Annotated in this window: 18 protein-coding genes; 6 read left to right on the plus strand and 12 right to left on the minus strand. The window is 58.7% G+C overall.

Annotated elements, in window-relative coordinates:
- Positions 1–68 precede the first annotated feature (68 nt).
- On the plus strand, positions 69–860 hold the full coding sequence (locus G5533_RS17235; protein ID WP_227341902.1) for a cytochrome C assembly family protein: 792 nt from the start codon (positions 69–71) through the stop codon (positions 858–860).
- 42 nt (positions 861–902) lie between these two features.
- A complete protein-coding gene (locus G5533_RS17240; protein WP_005348906.1) occupies positions 903–2,183 on the plus strand; it encodes an HlyC/CorC family transporter in 1,281 nt (426 codons plus the stop codon).
- Between the two features lie 40 nt (positions 2,184–2,223).
- Here G5533_RS17240 and G5533_RS17245 read toward each other — a convergent pair whose 3' ends face one another.
- Complete coding sequence (locus tag G5533_RS17245) at positions 2,224–2,694, minus strand: Rrf2 family transcriptional regulator (RefSeq protein WP_005340388.1); 471 nt, start codon at positions 2,692–2,694, stop codon at positions 2,224–2,226.
- Positions 2,695–2,805: 111 nt separating this feature from the next.
- On the opposite strand from G5533_RS17245, the gene hmpA reads away from it, so the two are divergent.
- A complete protein-coding gene (gene hmpA / locus G5533_RS17250) occupies positions 2,806–3,999 on the plus strand; it encodes an NO-inducible flavohemoprotein (RefSeq protein ID WP_201990764.1) in 1,194 nt (397 codons plus the stop codon).
- 99 nt (positions 4,000–4,098) lie between these two features.
- Here the strand turns inward: hmpA and G5533_RS17255 are convergent, their stop codons facing one another.
- From G5533_RS17255 to G5533_RS17280, 6 genes are all read right to left on the minus strand, one after another.
- Positions 4,099–4,683, minus strand: a complete 585-nt coding sequence (locus G5533_RS17255; RefSeq protein WP_103251390.1) for a tetratricopeptide repeat protein — start codon at positions 4,681–4,683, stop codon at positions 4,099–4,101.
- A gap of 395 nt (positions 4,684–5,078) precedes the next feature.
- On the minus strand, positions 5,079–6,014 hold the full coding sequence (gene mdh / locus G5533_RS17260) for a malate dehydrogenase (RefSeq protein ID WP_005340384.1): 936 nt from the start codon (positions 6,012–6,014) through the stop codon (positions 5,079–5,081).
- Positions 6,015–6,235: 221 nt separating this feature from the next.
- Positions 6,236–6,898, minus strand: a complete 663-nt coding sequence (artM, locus tag G5533_RS17265; protein WP_216952846.1) for an arginine ABC transporter permease ArtM — start codon at positions 6,896–6,898, stop codon at positions 6,236–6,238.
- Positions 6,899–6,901: 3 nt separating this feature from the next.
- A complete protein-coding gene (artQ, locus tag G5533_RS17270; protein WP_441255133.1) occupies positions 6,902–7,552 on the minus strand; it encodes an arginine ABC transporter permease ArtQ in 651 nt (216 codons plus the stop codon).
- Between the two features lie 3 nt (positions 7,553–7,555).
- Entirely contained in the window at positions 7,556–8,293 is a 738-nt protein-coding gene (locus G5533_RS17275) for a transporter substrate-binding domain-containing protein (RefSeq protein ID WP_005340381.1), read from the minus strand.
- Between the two features lie 24 nt (positions 8,294–8,317).
- Entirely contained in the window at positions 8,318–9,058 is a 741-nt protein-coding gene (locus tag G5533_RS17280) for an ATP-binding cassette domain-containing protein (RefSeq protein WP_005357971.1), read from the minus strand.
- A gap of 201 nt (positions 9,059–9,259) precedes the next feature.
- Here G5533_RS17280 and argR point away from each other — a divergent pair, with 201 nt between their 5' ends.
- On the plus strand, positions 9,260–9,730 hold the full coding sequence (gene argR, locus G5533_RS17285; protein WP_005340378.1) for a transcriptional regulator ArgR: 471 nt from the start codon (positions 9,260–9,262) through the stop codon (positions 9,728–9,730).
- A gap of 90 nt (positions 9,731–9,820) precedes the next feature.
- Here argR and G5533_RS17290 read toward each other — a convergent pair whose 3' ends face one another.
- The 5 genes from G5533_RS17290 to glnK form a co-directional block, all read right to left on the minus strand.
- The gene (locus tag G5533_RS17290) at positions 9,821–10,726 is read right to left on the minus strand and encodes a Dyp-type peroxidase (RefSeq protein WP_268012429.1); all 906 of its coding nucleotides are present in this window, start codon (positions 10,724–10,726) and stop codon (positions 9,821–9,823) included.
- A gap of 103 nt (positions 10,727–10,829) precedes the next feature.
- The gene (locus tag G5533_RS17295) at positions 10,830–11,864 is read right to left on the minus strand and encodes an ABC transporter ATP-binding protein (protein ID WP_337073205.1); all 1,035 of its coding nucleotides are present in this window, start codon (positions 11,862–11,864) and stop codon (positions 10,830–10,832) included.
- Positions 11,865–11,946: 82 nt separating this feature from the next.
- Positions 11,947–13,572 carry an ABC transporter permease gene (locus G5533_RS17300; RefSeq protein ID WP_441255134.1) on the minus strand — a complete coding sequence of 542 codons (1,626 nt, stop codon included), beginning with the start codon at positions 13,570–13,572 and terminating at the stop codon, positions 11,947–11,949.
- Positions 13,573–13,611: 39 nt separating this feature from the next.
- On the minus strand, positions 13,612–14,619 hold the full coding sequence (locus G5533_RS17305) for a Fe(3+) ABC transporter substrate-binding protein (RefSeq protein WP_021230948.1): 1,008 nt from the start codon (positions 14,617–14,619) through the stop codon (positions 13,612–13,614).
- Positions 14,620–14,877: 258 nt separating this feature from the next.
- Positions 14,878–15,216 carry a P-II family nitrogen regulator gene (gene glnK, locus G5533_RS17310; RefSeq protein WP_005341406.1) on the minus strand — a complete coding sequence of 113 codons (339 nt, stop codon included), beginning with the start codon at positions 15,214–15,216 and terminating at the stop codon, positions 14,878–14,880.
- 201 nt (positions 15,217–15,417) lie between these two features.
- Between glnK and arfB the strand changes: the two genes are divergently transcribed.
- On the plus strand, positions 15,418–15,834 hold the full coding sequence (gene arfB, locus G5533_RS17315; RefSeq protein WP_139430011.1) for an alternative ribosome rescue aminoacyl-tRNA hydrolase ArfB: 417 nt from the start codon (positions 15,418–15,420) through the stop codon (positions 15,832–15,834).
- A gap of 25 nt (positions 15,835–15,859) precedes the next feature.
- Positions 15,860–16,351, plus strand: a complete 492-nt coding sequence (locus G5533_RS17320) for a methylated-DNA--[protein]-cysteine S-methyltransferase (RefSeq protein ID WP_227341897.1) — start codon at positions 15,860–15,862, stop codon at positions 16,349–16,351.
- Positions 16,352–16,682: the final 331 nt, after the last annotated feature.

A 16,682-nucleotide genomic window follows, 5' to 3' on the forward strand; every position in this document is an offset into this window, starting at 1 on the left:
AGCACATCTTGTGCAAGGTATACTGCTCCTCTTATATCCCTAAATGCTTGTGTAACAACGACCTGGTTATGATCGTGATCTCTGTTCTGGCCCTGGCGTTTTATCTGCTGGCCATCATCGCCTCACTGCACCTGCTGCTCAATGCCAAACAAGTCGGGTACACCCCCCTGTTCGCTTGCGTGGGACTGGCACTGGTAGCCCATGGTGCATCTGTTGCCAGCGAAGTAATGGTGACCCATTCCGGTCAAAACCTGAGCATGCTCAACGTCGCCTCGCTGGTGAGCCTGATCATCAGTTGCTTCATGACCTGCGTCACCCGTCGCTTCAACGGCTGGATCCTGCTGCCGGTAGTCTATAGCTTCTCGGCCCTGTTGCTGGCTGCCAGCGCCTTGATCCCGGGTCGCTACATCACCCATCTGGAGGCCCATCCCCAGCTGTTGCTGCACATCGGCCTAGCCCTGATGGCCTATGCGGTATTGATGATCGCCTGCCTGTTTGCGTTGCAGCTTGCCTGTCTGGACAAGCAGCTTAAATCTCGAAAAATCAGCAACCTGCCAGCCATGCCGCCACTGATGACGGTGGAGAAGCGGCTGTTCCAGCTCATCTCGGCGGGTCTGTTCCTGCTGACACTCTCCATTGCCTCCGGCCTGTTCTTCCTCGAAGACATGTTCGCCCAGGGCAAATCACACAAGGCGGTACTCTCCATTCTGGCCTGGTGTGTCTATGTGCTGCTGTTGTGGGGCCATCACACCTATGGTTGGCGCGGCCGTAAAGTCATCACTCTCAGTCTGATCGGCAGCTTCATCCTGACTCTTGCCTATTTTGGCAGTCGCTTCGTCAAAGAAGTGCTGTTGAGCTGACACCTATACTCTTTTAGCCATACCATCCAACAGGAGCCCTTTTTGGACAGCATCTCAACGAGTACATTACTGATTGTTCTCGTTATCTTGATCCTTCTTTCCGCCTTTTTCTCCAGTGCCGAAACCGGCCTGATGTCCATCAACCGCTACAAACTTCGGCATCTGGCACAGACCAAACACAAAGCCGCACGTCGCGTCGAGCAACTGCTCGCCCGCCCCGATCGCCTGCTGGGGCTGATCCTGATCGGCAACAATCTGGTCAATATCCTCGCCTCCGCCATCGCCACCATCGTCTGTATCCGGCTGTTTGGTGATCTCGGGGTCGCCATCGCTACCTTCGGCCTGACTCTGGTAGTACTGGTATTCGGTGAAGTGACGCCAAAGACACTGGCAGCCATGTTTCCGGAGAAGATCGCCTATCCCGCCTCCTGGATCCTCAAGGGGCTGATGGTGCCGCTCTCGCCGCTGGTCTGGCTGATCAACGGCATCACCAGCGGCCTGCTCAAGATGCTGAAGATCAATCCCAACAAGGATGACTCCCTCAACACCGAGGAGCTGCGCACCATCGTCAATGAGGCGGGTAACCTGATCCCCCAGCGTCATCAGGAGATGCTGCTGAGTATTCTGGATCTCGACAAGATGCTGGTCGAGGACATCATGGTGCCGCGCAGCGATATCTACGCCATCGACATCAACGATGACTGGAAGAGCATCCAGCGCCAGCTGGCCCACTGCGCTCACACCAAGATCCTGCTCTATCGCGATAATATCGACGACGTTGTCGGCTTTTTGCACGCGCGCGATGCCCTGCGGCTGGTTGCCAGGGATCAGTTCAACAAATCGAGCCTGTTGCGGGAAGTGGACGAGATCTACTTCATTCCGGAAGGAACGCCGCTCAACGTGCAGCTGGCCAAATTCCAGCGCAACAAGGAGCGAATTGGCCTGATCGTCGACGAATACGGCGACATTCAGGGGCTAATCACTCTGGACGATATTCTGGAAGAGATCGTGGGCGACTTTACCACCTCCATGACGCCTGCGCCAAGCGACGAGATCCACCCCCAGTCAGATGGTTCTTATCTGGTCGAAGGCTCAGCCAATATTCGTGAGCTGAACAAGGAGATGAACTGGCACCTGCCCATCGACGGCCCGCGTACCCTCAACGGTCTGATCCTCGAATATCTGGAGGAGATCCCCCAGCCCAACATCGGGATCCGGTTGGCCGGTTATCCTATCGAGATCCTCGATGTGGAGAACAACATGGTCAAGATGGCGCGGATTATGCCGGCATCGTACCGAGCGGAGTCGGATTCGCAAGATTGAAAAAGGGCTGCCAGTGGCAGCCCTTTTCTATTGCAGCTCTTCACTGTTCATCTTCATCATCCGGCTCCAGCACCAGCGTCGGGATCAACTCGCCAAACACCCTCTGTAGCTCGTCACGGTTGGCCAGCAGGTCTTGCAGCGTATAGCTGTCCATCACCGCCAGAAACGCATCCATCGCCTCTTTCAGCGCACTCTTGAGCAGACAGACAGAGACGATGTGGCAAGCGGGCGAGCCGCAGTCAATGCCGTCCAGATTGCCTTCCAGCGCCCTGATCACCTGCCCGATATTGATGGTGGCGGGATCGCAAGCCATGCGAATACCGCCATTCTTGCCACGCTGGGATTGCAGATAGCCCAGCTTCACCAGCTGATTGACCACCTTCACCATGTGGTTGCGGGAAACGCCATACAGGGCCGATACCTTGGCAACGCTCGACAACTCCCCTTCCGGCAGGGTGGCAAGATAGAGCAGGGCTCTCAATCCAAAATCTGTATAACTGGTTAGTCTCATAAAACCTGATTAGCGCGATGCGAAAAGTGGAGTATTGATTCAAATCAAATAAACATCTAGGATGCCACTTATTAAATGACATTTTATATGTTCAATTAGAACGAGGCCCCTATGCTAGATCAAACCACCGTTGCCGTCATCAAAAGCACCATTCCGCTGCTCGAATCGGCAGGCCCTGCCCTCACCCAGCACTTCTACCAGCGGATGTTCAGCCATAACCCGGAGCTGAAAGATATCTTCAACCTGGCCCACCAACGCAGTGGCGGCCAGCCGCTGGCCCTGTTCAATGCAGTCGCCGCGTATGCAAAGAATATCGACAATCTGGGAGCGCTCGCCGGTGCGGTCGAGCGGATTGCGCACAAACATACCGGATTCCTGATCCAGCCGGAACAATATCACATTGTAGGTAGTCATCTCTTGGCCACGCTCAAAGAATTGGGCGGAAGTGCGGTCACCGACGAGGTGCTGGAGGCATGGGGCAAGGCGTATGGCGTGCTGGCAGACATCTTCATCGGCCGCGAGCGGGAGATCTATCAGGAGAAGGCAAGTCAGGATGGCGGCTGGCAAGGTACCCGCACCTTCATCATCAAGGAGAAGCGAGCCGAGAGCGACCTCATCACCTCCTTCCTGCTGGCACCGGAAGATGGCAAGCCGGTACTGACCTTCAAACCGGGCCAATACCTCAGCATCAAGCTGGTTCACCCCGAGCTGGAATATCAGGAGATCCGCCAGTACTCCCTCTCCGATGCCCCCAACGGGCAGGATTACCGCATCAGCGTCAAGCGTGAGCCGCAGGGTCAGGTCTCCAACCTGCTGCACGATCACCTGCAGGCGGGTGACAAGATCGAGGTGATGCCTCCTACCGGCGATTTCTACCTGAAAGCCGACAGCCAGACCCCGGTGGTACTGCTCTCAGCCGGTGTCGGCGTGACGCCGATGATGAGCATGCTCAACCAGCTGCTGGAAAGTGCTCATCAGGCCGAGATCACCTGGCTGCACGCCTGCGAACAGGGCGCTGTACACGCCTTCCGGGAGGATATTCAGCAAAAATCCCGCCAGCATCCCAACTTGCTGAGCCGGGTCTGGTATCGGGAGCCGGAGGCCAGCGATGTACAGGGTGAAGATTATGACCTGGCCGGCACCATGGATCTGACTGCCGTGAAAGAGCGCATCACGCCGCAGGCCCACTACTACTTCTGTGGCCCTGTCGGCTTCATGCAAGAGATCAAGCGGCAGCTGCTGGCGGCTGGGGTGTCAGCCGGGCAGCTCCATTACGAAGTTTTTGGCCCCCACCAAGATCTCTAAGGCGCAGGCAGCCATATAACAGAGGGAGGTTCCGGCTTGTCATGGCACGGCGGCTGGAACCGGACCCACAGGTGCAGATCTGTGGGTCATTTTTTTGGATCAGTGCATCGCCTTGGCGCGGGCCACCACGTTGGCCGGCATCCGGTTGCCAAGACGGCTGAGCAGACTCGCCGCCTTCTGGTGCAGCGCCTTGTCACCTATGACGGAGCCATGGAGCCAGCGATAGGCGTCCTCATAATCAAGCGGACTGCCCATCCCCTGCAACAGCATCTCGACCCACTCGATGCGAGCCCGCAGAAAACCGAGGCTGGCCGCCTCGCGCATCAGAGTTTCGGCTCGCACCAAATCCTTCTGCACCAAAGTTCCTTTCCAGTAGTAGCGCCCCAGCTGCTCCAGCGCTGGCGCCAACCCCTGATTGGCCGCCTCCCACATATATTGCACCCCGAGTTCGGCATTGGATTTGGTACAGACACCCCACGCCAGCATATCCCCCCAGAGGAATTGATAGGCCGGGATCTTCATCACCGAGGCGCGCGCTTCGATATCCTGAGTCAGCTGACAGCGATCCTGCTTCACCTGAGTGAGGTGACGCCCCTGCTCAATCCAGTTGAGCAACTCGTCCTGACGATAGAGTGGCACCGCCTGCAACTCGCCAGCGGCCAGAGGTGCGGGAGGCGCCACCACAGCAGCAGGTTCCACCGGTTTTGGCAGCGGCGCGGCCCCCTCGCCACTGCTGGTAACGGGGGTGACCGGCTCGGCCGGGAGCAAGACGGGGACTGCCTCAGAGGGCGCTGGCGTAGCAGCAGAGACAGGGGCCGTTGACACCGCAGCACTGCTTGCGGTCGGTGCCGATGCACTTGCTGCAGGCACATCGCTCGATACGGCAGCCGATACCGCCTCGGCACCATAGAGGGGCGCGGTGAATGTACCGACAAGAATGAGAAGGGTAAGGGGTTTCATCATAAGGATCTCCTGCTGCACTCTGTTATCGGCACCAAGCCCCATCCCCTTAGCCTGCCGGGCGGATCTCATCAATACAAAAGGGAGCCGAAGCTCCCTTGTTGGCACGGTTGACCCGCTTACTTGACGAAATCGACACCCAACTGGATATCGGCTTTCAGGGTAGCCAGCATGCCTTCCATCGCTTCCTGCTCGAACGCGCTCAGCTTGCCGTAATCCAGTACGGTTTCGACGCCATTCTTGCCCAGCAGTACCGGCTGTGCGAAGAAGGTGGCGTGCTCGCCGTTGCCTTCAACGTAGGCGCACTCAACAACGTTGGCTTCGCCCTGCAGACCCTTGATGAGGGAGAGACCGAAACGGCAAGCCGCCTGACCCATGGAGAGGGTCGCAGAACCGCCACCGGCTTTGGCTTCCACCACTTCGGTACCGGCATTCTGGATGCGCTTGGTCATGGCTGCCACTTCTTCAGCGGTGAAGGAAGCGCCTTCAATCTGGGAGAGCAGCGGCAGGATGGTGACGCCACTGTGACCACCGATCACGTTGACGCGTACCTTGTCGATGTTCAACCCTTTGGCAGCGGCCACGAAGGTCTCGGCGCGGATCACGTCCAGGGTGGTGACACCGAACAGGCGACGCTTGTCATAGACACCGGCTTTCTTCAGCACTTCGGCGGCGATAGCCACAGTGGTGTTGACCGGGTTGGTGATGATGCCGATCAGTGCTTTCGGGCAAGTGGCCGCGCACTTCTCGACCAGATTCTTGACGATACCGGCGTTGATATTGAACAGGTCGGAGCGATCCATCCCCGGCTTGCGTGCCACACCGGCGGAGATCAGCACCACATCGGCCCCAACCAGCGCAGGAGTCGGATCTTCACCGCAGAAGCCCTTGATGGCGACGTCGGTAGGAATATGACTGAGGTCAACGGCCACACCCGGGGTAACCGGGGCGATGTCATACAGGCTCAGCTCGGAGCCAGCCGGCAGACGGTTTTTCAACAGCAGAGCGAGGGCTTGACCGATGCCACCAGCGGCACCCAGAACGGCAACTTTCATGATCAACTCCATGTTTAAGCGTAGGTTTAAGGTTGTTTGTTGTTGTGCGCCCAACCTTAATGGATCCCCCCATAAAAAACAATCTGATAACAGTTGCAGTCACGGGTTCTGTGAGCCACGAAACATGCGGGAGCAAAAATTGGAGGGAAATACAAAAAGTTGGAGGAGAAGCACAGTTTTTCTGCACTTCTCCTTACCATAAAGAGGTAGATCTGAGGGTCTCAGGATTGGAATGCCAGCGCCCGTTTTTCACACCAGCGAAAACCAATTGTTAACAATCCGTTCATCGCCAGATAAAGCCCACCAGCCACCCCGAACACAGCCAGGGTATCGTAGGTCTGGGCGTTCAACCCCTGCGCCAGCCCCATGATGTCCATGATGGTGATAGTACTGGCGAGGGAGCTCCCCTTGAGCACCAGGATCACCTCGTTGGAGTAGGCAGGCACCAGATGACGGGCGGCGTGGCGCACCTTCATCCACAAGGTCTGGCGGCCATTAAAACCAAGCGCCCGGCACGCCTCCACCTCACCAGCCGGGATGGCATCGAGCGCCCCCTTGAACAACCGGGTGGAGTAGGCCGCCGTGTTGAGACCCAGCGCCAGCACGGCGCAGAACCAGGGCTGCTTGAGCAGCGGCCAGAGCGGGCCGGCTTTCAGCCACTCGAACTGGCCCGGCCCGTAGTAAATCAGGAAGATCTGAATGAGCAGCGGCGTGCCGGTAAAGAGCAGCACCCACAGCTGCACCAGCTGGGTCGCCACCGGCAGGCGCAGCTCCAACACCCAGGTCATCAGGGCTGCCAACACAATCCCCAGCAGCAGGCTGAACAGGGTCAGCTCCAGCGTGGTGACCAGACCGCCCAGCAACGTAACGAGATACTCTTGCATCAGTTAGCCTCCGTAGCGGCGGGTGTAGCGGGCAGCCAGCCCGAGGCCATATTCACTCACCAGACTGATGGCCAGATAGATGAGGGCGGCGGCGGCATACCAGGTGAAAGGCTCATAGGTACTGGCCGAGGCCATCTGCGCCTGACGCATCATCTCGTTGACCCCGATAAGCGACACCAGCGCGGTATCTTTCAGCAACACCAGCCACTGGTTGCCGAGGCCCGGCAGGGCATAACGCCACGCCTGCGGCAACACGATGCGAAAGAAGATGTGGCTCTTGCTCAACCCCAACGCCAGCGCCGCCAACCGTTGACCTGAAGGCACCGCATTGAGCGCCGCCCGCAGGGTCTGGGTCGCATAGCTGGCAAACAGCAGGGAGAGCGCCAGCACCCCACAGGCGAACGGGCTGAACTCCACATACTCGCCAGTGATGAGGAACAGCACCTGGGTCGAGCCGAAGTAGATGAACAGCACCACCAGCAACTCGGGCAGACCACGGATCAGCGTGGTCAGGGTGGCCACCGGCCACACCAATGCACGGTGCTTGCTGAGCTCGGCGGCACTGAACGCCAGCGCCAATACCATGCCCCCGACCAGTGATGCCAAGGCCAGCCCGAGGGTCATCCAGGCTGCATCCAACAACAGGCTCAACATGGCTTACTGCGCGAAGTATTTGTCGAAGATTTTCTGATAGGTGCCGTTGGCCTTGATCTCGGCCAGCCCCTTGTTCAGCTGGGTCAGCAGCTCCTGATTGCCCTTGGCGACCGCGATGCCAAAGCCGGTACCGAAGTACTTGGCATCCGTCACCGGCGCACCCACCACCGCATACTCCTTGTGCTGCTTCAGCCAGTCGGCAGCAACGGCGGTATCGGCAAAGACACCGTCGGTACGGCCATTCATCATGTCGAGGAAGGCGCTCTGGTAGCTGGCGTACGGCACGGTCAGCAGACCCTTGCTCACCCAGTTATCAACCAGATAGGACTGGTGAGAGGTACCGTTCTGCACGCCGACTGTCTTGTCGACCATCTCTTCCGGCCCCTTGAAGGCCCCTTTCTTGGCGACGAATACGGCCGAGTTCTCGTAGTAGATGTCAGAGAAATCGACCTGAGCGGCCCGCTCAGGGGTCACGTCCATGGCGGCGATGGCGGCATCGTAGCGACGGAATTTGAGGCTGGGGATCAGGCTGTCAAAGGCCTGGTTGTGGAAGCTGCACTCCAGCTTGGCCTGCTCGCAGATGGCGCGCGCCAGATCGATGTCAAAACCCTGAAACTCGTTCTTGTCATCCAGGTATTCGAACGGTGCGTAGGTGGCCTCGGTGGCGAACTTGATCTCTTTGGCCATGACGGAGGTACTCAACAGGCCCATGGCAGCAACCAACAACAGACTCTTTTTCATGACAGCTTCCTTATCGATTCAATATCAATGCATCAAGAATTCGGCAAACCGGCTGGTTTGCGGGGATTGGAAAATGGCGGCGGTGCCGGATTCGATGATCCGCCCCTTCTCCAGATAAATCACCTGGCTGGCCACCTTGCGGGCAAAGTCGACCTCGTGGGTCACCACCACCTGGGTAATGCCGGTCTGGCTCAGGTTGCGGATGATCTCGGCCACCTCTTTGGTGATCTCGGGATCGAGGGCAGCTGTCGGCTCGTCAAACAGCAGCACTTCCGGGTCCATCATCAGGGTACGGGCAATGGCCACCCGCTGCTGCTGACCGCCAGAGAGACGGGCAGGCCAGGCATCGCGCTTGTCGGCCAGTTGCAGCTGGGCCAGCAGGTAGGCCCCCTTCTCGATGGCGGCCTCCTTGCTCATGCCGAGCACCTTGACCGGCGCTTCAATCAGATTCTCCATCACAGTGAGATGTGGCCAGAGATTGTACTGCTGGAACACCATGCCCACCTTGCGGCGCAGCAGTTGGGACTGGCGGTTGAATTCGGCAGCAGAGAGGGAGTTCGGGAAAGAAAATTCACTTTCGCCAATCCGCAGAACACCCGCATCCGGGGTATCCAGCAGATTCATCATCCGTAGTAGGGAACTCTTGCCAGCACCGCTCGGGCCCAGCAACACCAAGGTTTCACCGGGGGATGTCCGAAAGCTGACCTGTTGCAGAACCGGCACCTTGTGCCAAGACTTCTCGATACCTATTAATTCAATACCCATACAGCCCAATTGAATAAGTTTTCAAAATTTCATCCCGATTCTATCCCTAATAAAGGTTGATGCAAGCCATTTTTGAATCAATATGCAGAACAAGCGCCGCTTCCTTGCAAAAAACGGCATATGAATGCAAAATGGCCCCGCTGTTCGTATCTGCCGCCTGTATCGCGCAGGCCGCCACACCTCCTCATTCGTGAGACCAAGATGAAACACAACGACAAGCAAGAAAAACTGGCCAAGGCCTTTAAAGCCTTGCTGAAAGAAGAGCGCTTTGGCTCCCAGGCAGAAATCGTCACCGCCCTGCAAGAGCTGGGCTTCGAGAACATCAACCAGTCCAAGGTATCGCGCATGCTGAGCCGCTTCGGCGCCGTTCGCACTCGCAACGCCAAGATGGAGATGGTCTACTGCCTGCCGGTGGAACTGGGCGTGCCCACCACCTCCAGCCCGCTCAAGAATCTGGTACTGGACGTCGATCACAACGGCGCACTGGTGGTGATCCACACCAGCCCGGGTGCAGCCCAGCTGATCGCCCGCCTGCTCGACTCCCTCGGCAAGGCAGAGGGGATCCTCGGCACCATCGCCGGTGATGACACCATCTTCATCACCCCGACCAGCGACACCGATATCGAAGAGCTCTACCTCTCCGCCCTCGAGCTGTTCGAACAGACTCCGTAATGGCCGCTACCGCGTCATAGCGGTCACGCCAGAACGAAAAATCCCGGCCAAGGCCGGGATTTTTGTTTTCTGAGTCTTCGTCAGGCGGGCTTATTTGCCCTGCGCCATCAAAAAACCTTCCGATGGGGCGAAGAAAGCCGCGCCGGTCACCGCCTTGGTAAAGCGCAGCAGGTGGTCGAAGTGGCTGCCCTCCCCCTTGTACATGCTGGCCAGCATGGCGTTGAAGTGCTGAGGAGTGCGGCAGCAGGAGATGAAGTAGAGCCCCTGCTCGGTCATGGTGCCCCAGGGCATGCTCTGGCGCAGGATCTCCATGGACTCTCCCTTCGGAGTCTTGAGATTGACCCGCTTGATGTGGGCGGTCAGCGGTTTGGCGGCAGACTCATACTCGATGTTATCGGGCTTGGTGCGACCGATAATGTCTTCCTGCTCTTTTTGCGCCAGCTTCTCCCAGTCGCTCATGGCATGGACCCAGCGCTGGACATGAATGTAGGAGCCACCGGCAAACTCGCCTTCCGCCACCAGCGCCACTTCGGCACGGTGCTCATCCTGCGGGTTCTCGGTGCCATCGACGAAACCGGTCAGGTCACGGCAATCCAGGTTGCGGAAACCGCGCACCTCTTCGGCCAGCTCGACCAGTCCGGCCAGCAGTGCCATCACACGGTGACCTGCGTGGTGCAGCACATCCACCCGATCGGCGCGCAGCTGGATAAAGAGATCAAACGGGGTGTTGGGCGCTTCCTGACCATTGGCGGATTGCGCCATAAAGCTGCGGAACTGGGGTGGACGGGCGGCAGGGTAGAGACCATCCCAAGCGTCGGAGCCAACAGCAACCAGACCGCTGAAACCGGCATCAGGGAAATCGGCGGCGACCGCCTGCCACAAGGCGGGCAGTTTGGCCAGACGGCCGACCAGTTCGGCGGCATCGCCGGTACGATTGAACATCAGATAGAGGGCGTGCAGATTCGGCTCTGCGCAGATCCCGGCTTGGGCTTTCATATATCTCTCCCCTGAATAGGCGTTAGCGTTACGGGCTATTTGCGTTGCGCGATTATAAACCAGAGTGGATCCAGTTCTTTGATTTCACGACGATATCACGCGTTCAGGGCAAAGGGGCAAATAACACCAACCCATGGGGGGCAACCTTGATCCGTGCCCGCATCCCATCAAGGGGCTCGCCAATGCTCGCCTCCAGTTGCAGATCGCCACACTCGAACAGCACCCGGCAGTGGTGACCGAGGAACTGCTGCTCCACCACCTTAAGCTCGCCATCTGCGGCGCTCTCCAGCAGCAGTTGCTGGGGGCGGAGCATCAGCTGCAACTGCTCACCCACCGCCCGGCCATGAGGCTCACTGCCACAAATGACCCCGAGCGCCGTCTGCACGCAGTGGCTGTCCACCACCTCGGCAGCCAGATAGTTGACCCCACCGAGAAACTCCGCCACGAAGCGGTTTTGCGGACGGCGATAGAGCTGCTCCGGCTGGCCCACCTGTTCGATGTGACCAGCGCGAAACAGCGCCAGCCGATCGGCGAAGGCGAACGCCTCTTCCTTGCTGTGGCTGACGAAGATAGCGCCGATCCCCTGCTGCTTGAGCAGGGCGCGGATCTCGAGGATCAACTTCATCCGCACCTGGGTATCGATGTTGGAGAAGGGCTCATCCAGCAGCATCAGCCGTGGCTTGCACACCAGCGCCCGGGCGATGGCCACCCGCTGCTGCTGGCCGCCGGAGAGCTGGTGCGGATAACGATCCCCCAGCCCCTGCAGATTGACCAGCGCCAACGCCTCGTCAACCTGCTGCTGGCGGGCGCGGCGATCGAATTTGGTCAGACCGAAACCGACGTTGTCGGCCACCGTCAGGTGGGGGAAGAGGGCGTAATCCTGAAAGATCATGCCGATGTTGCGCGCCTCGGGCGGCACGCTGGCACCCGGCCCGTCGAGCAGGGTATCGCCGAGGCGAATCGAGCCATCGGCCAGCGGCAGCAGCCCGGCGATGGCCTTGAGCAGCGTGGTTTTGCCGCAGCCACTGGCTCCCAGCAGGCAGACGATCTCGTTGTCTGCCACCGTCAGGGAGAGCTGTTCCAGCACATTGCGGCCGTTGTAACGGCAGCTGACATTTTCAACCTGCAAACAGGACAAGGCTGACTTCCTCTCGTTTCTGGCGGCGCGCAGCCTTTTGGTTCAGCGCACCGCATGCAATTTCATTGGCCGACGTGGCGACTCAGTGGCCCGGACTGTCCAGACTGCGGTTGACCCAGATCAGCGGCAACAGCCCCACCAGCACGATGACGATGGCCCCCAGCGCGCCGCGCTCCAGCATCTCGTCCGAGACGAATTGGTAGACGTGGGTCGCCAGAGTATCGAAGTTGAACGGCCGCAGCAGCAGGGCGGCGGGCAGCTCCTTCATGGATTCGATGAATACCAGCATGGCACCGGCAAACAGACCTCGGCGCACCAGCGGCAGATGGACCCGCCGCAGCATGCCGCCATTCCCCTGCCCCAAGGAGCGGGCTGCCATGTCGAGACTGGGGGAGATCTTGCCCATGCTGCTCTCCACCGAGCCGATGGCGATGGCCACGAAGCGCACCAAATAGCCGAACACGATGGCGGTAATGGTGCCGGTCAGCAGCAAGCCCGGCCCCTGACGCCCGAGCCACTCGGCCAGATCGTTGATGGCAAAGTCGAGGGCGGTGAGCGGCACCAGCACCCCGATGGCGAGCACGGTGCCCGGCATGGCGTAACCCATGGCGGCGATGCGCAGGGGCAACAGACTCTTTATACCGCCATCGAGGCGGCGGAAGAAGCCGAGCAGCAGGGCGATGCCCATCGCCAGCAGGGCGGTTAGCGCCGAGATAGCCAAGCTGTTGCCGGCGAAGCGGACAAACTCCGGTGTCCACGACAACTCGAAGTAGCGCACCCCGTAATCGAGCAGGATGACGAACGGCAGGCCGAAACCGGCAAGCACCAGCCCCCAGCACCAGAGACCGGCCAACCAACGGCCAATCCCCTTGAGCGGATAGCGCAGCGGCTGCTCATGGCCCATGGACTTCTGGAACACCTGCTGCCGACTGCGCGAGCGGCGCTCCAGCGCGATCAGCAGCACCACAGCCAGAAGCATCAGGCAGGAGAGTTTGGCCGCGGTGGCCAGACTACCGTAGCCGAGCCAGGTGTCGTAGACCGCCGTGGTCAGGGTGTTGATGGCAAAGAAGTGGACGGTGGCAAAATCTGCCAGCGTCTCCATGGCCACCAGCGATACCGCCACCATGATGGCGGGGCGCGCCAGCGGCAGACTGAGGCGACGAAAGCTCTGCCACGGGGTGCAGCCGAGCAGGCGGCTGGAGTGGATCAGGCTGACTGACTGCTCGAGAAAAGAGGCGCGGGTCAGCAGATAGACATAGGGGAACAGCACCAGCGCCAGCACCCAGGCGGCGCCACCAAGGGAGCGAATGGCAGGAAACCAGTAATCGGCAGGGCTGTTCCAGCCAAAGAGTGCTCGCAACCCGGCCTGTAGCGGGCCCGAGTAGTCGAGCAAGTCGGTATAGACGTAGGCGACGATATAGGAGGGCATGGCCATTGGCAGCATCAAGGCCCACTGCAGGGCACGGCGCCCCGGCACCTGACACATGGCCACCAGCCAGGCGGTGGGTACGCCAAACAGCAGGCTTAGCAATACTACGCCGACCACCAGCCCCAGGGTATTACCGAGATAATCGAGCAGCACGGTATCGGCGAGGTGGCGAAACAGCTCCCCCTCAGCCGAGAAGGCAGAGAAAAGCAGGGCTATAACCGGTAAACCCAGCAGCAGGGCGATGGCCCAGCTGCCGGTCATCCATCCAAAATTTTTCATGAGACCACAGATGTTGATGGGGCCGTTGGCCCCATCTGATTACAAATCGAACTTCACTTCATCCAGCAACTGCAAGGCGTCCTTGCGGTGCTTGGCGTAATCGCTGACCGGTAGTGCGTCAGACTTGAAACTGCCCCAGGACTTGACCATGGCGGAAGGCTCGACTCCGGCCTTGACCGGATATTCGGCGTTCACGTCCGCATACATGTGCTGGGCGGTGTCGCCAGCCAGAAACTCCATCAGCTTCTGGGCCTCGGCCTTGTTCTTGGCATACTTGGTCATGGCCACGCCGCTCACGTTGACGTGGGCACCGCGGTCAGCCTGGTTCGGGAAGTTGATATAGACCGCATCCGCCCAGGACTTCTGCGCCGGATCTTTCAACATGGCGCCCAGATAGTAGCTGTTGCCGAGTGACACGTCACAGATACCATCCTTGATCGCCTTGACCTGATCCCGGTCGTTGCCCTGCGGCTTGCGCGCCAGGTTGGCCTTGACCCCTTCCAGCCAGGTTTTGGTCTCGGCCATACCGTGATGGGCAATCATGGAGGAGACCAGCGCCACATTGTACTCATGCTTGCCGCTGCGGGTGCAGATTTTTCCTTTGAATTCAGGCTTGGCCAAGTCTTCGTAGCTGATGGTCTCGAGCTTGCCGAGGCGATCCTTGCTGGAGTAGATGGCGCGAACCCGGGTGGTCAGGGCGAACCAGCGATTCTCCGGATCACGATAGATGGCGGGGATGTTCTCCTGCAGGATCTTGCTGTCTACCGGCTGCACCAGCCCCTTGTCCACCAGATCGGTCAGACGGCTGATATCGACGGTCAGCATCAGGTCGGCCGGAGAGAGCTTGCCTTCCCGCTCCAGACGCTCGTTCAATCCCTCTTTGGCGAACACCACGTTCACCTTGATGCCAGATTCCTTCTCGAACTGCTGGATGATGGGCTTGATCAGCTCATCCTGCCGGTTGGAGTAGACATTCACTTCCCCGGCCGCCAATGCCGACTGAGCTGCCAACGCAGAGAAAGCCAGTGCCAACATCTTCATTTTCATCATCCATTCCTTGATTAGCTATACATAGTGATAACGATTTCCGTTTGCATTCTGCATACATCTTATAAGCGGATCAAGAAAGCTCGCCGTCGCCACATCACATATTTAATCGCCCATAATTGAAAAGGGCCGGATGGAATCCCATTCGGCCTCTTCTGAGCAAAACGTTATGTTGATCAGGCTTCAATAAGCGCTCACTCCATCGGGATTCCCCGAGATCGGGAGGTCAACAGATCTGTACGTCACGGATGCGGTTCATCACAGCGCCTCGTCGTCACTTTCGCCGGTGCGGATGCGCACCGCCTGCAGCAAGTCATAGACAAAGATCTTGCCGTCGCCGATCTTGCCGGTATAGGCCGCCTTGCAGATCGCCTCGATCACCCCTTCCACGTTATCATCGGCGGTAGCAATCTCCAGCTTCACCTTGGGCAGGAAGTCGACCTGATACTCGGCTCCCCGGTATAATTCGGTGTGTCCCTTCTGGCGGCCAAATCCCTTGACCTCGGACACGGTCAGCCCTTCCACCCCCAGGTTGGCAATAGCCTCGCGGACATCGTCCAACTTGAACGGTTTGATAATCGCACTAATCAGCTTCATCTGGTTGCTCCCAATCCATGGTGTGTCATGAATCGGGTTTCAATTCTTATGCCAAGTATTTTTATTGTTTTATTTCATATAGATAGAGTTTAATGCCTGCGCCATTCGTCAGGCACATCCCCATAACCGGCCAGCACGCCCCATAATGAGGCACCATGCTGCAGCGGTCAGCGGGTATGCACCAAACAAGAGCAAAACAGCATGTTAGTTATCTCCAACAGCGTCACGATTCCCTGGCATGAGCTGCAATTTCAGACCATGCGGGCACAGGGCAACGGTGGACAGCACGTCAACAAGACCGACTCCGCCGTCTGGCTGCGCTTCGATTACCGCAACTCTCCCAGCCTGACGCCCCTCTACAAGGAGGGTCTCGACAAGCTGAGCGACAGCCGGGTACACGATGGCTTTATCCTGATCCGGGTCGAGAGCCATCGCAGCCAGGACATGAACCGCAAGGAGGCGATGAACCGTCTGGTGGAGTTGCTGAAGAAAGCAGCCTGGCGCCCCAAGGCTCGCCATGCCACCAAGCCGACCCGCAGCTCCCAGCGCAAACGGGTCGATGCCAAAAAGCGCAAGGGGGATATCAAATCCGCCCGCGGCAAACCGGTTCTGGACTGAGCCAGCCCCCAAAGGATGTCAGCCGATGAGATACAGTTTTTGCGACAGCGCCCGCGGCCCCCTGCTGGTCGCCATCGATCAGGATGGTCTGCGCTATGTGGAGTTCGTGCGGGGGGAGCAGCCGGTAACTCCGACCAATGAGTGGCAGCGTGATGACCTGGCTCTTGCTCCTTTCGTCGAGCAGTTCACCGCCTATTTTGCCGGAAAATTGCAGCAGTTCGATCTGCCCATGGCACCGAAGGGCACCCCGTTCCAGCAAACGGTGTGGAACGCTTTGTGTGATATCCCGTATGGCGAGACCGTGAGCTATCTCGAGATTGCCCAGGCTATCGGCAATCCCAAGGCAGTGCGAGCAGTAGGCGCTGCCAATGGCCGCAATCCGCTGAGCATCATAGTACCCTGCCATCGGGTGATCGGACGCAGCGGCGATCTGACCGGCTATGCTGGCGGCATTCCCATCAAGCGCTGGTTGCTGGCACTGGAACAGGCAGGCACAACATTCGAGCTGGCCCCATGAGACAATGAGCGTCCCCGGAGAGGAACGGGACAATATCGCGACCAGAATGAAAAGGCTTTCAATCAGTGGCCACGCCTTGCTGACAAGATGAACAGAAGATGAAGAATCGCCTCAGAACTACTTCAGATTGAGCTTGGCATTATGGCTCCATACTTGAATGGCACGGCTCATTCGCTGATTCAAGTAGCACCCATGTGACGCTTCCAATCTGTCTTTTTCCCCGCGCCTCCTCTGAGGCGCTTTTTTTGTGGCAACTGTCCCGTCCTGAATATGGTTTACACCTTTCCCCCCAATAAATGGAGAACCCGATGGGACAAGGTGTGAAACGGAC

The organism is Aeromonas sp. A600620 (assembly GCF_029479985.1).
GTDB lineage: Bacteria > Pseudomonadota > Gammaproteobacteria > Enterobacterales > Aeromonadaceae > Aeromonas > Aeromonas veronii_A.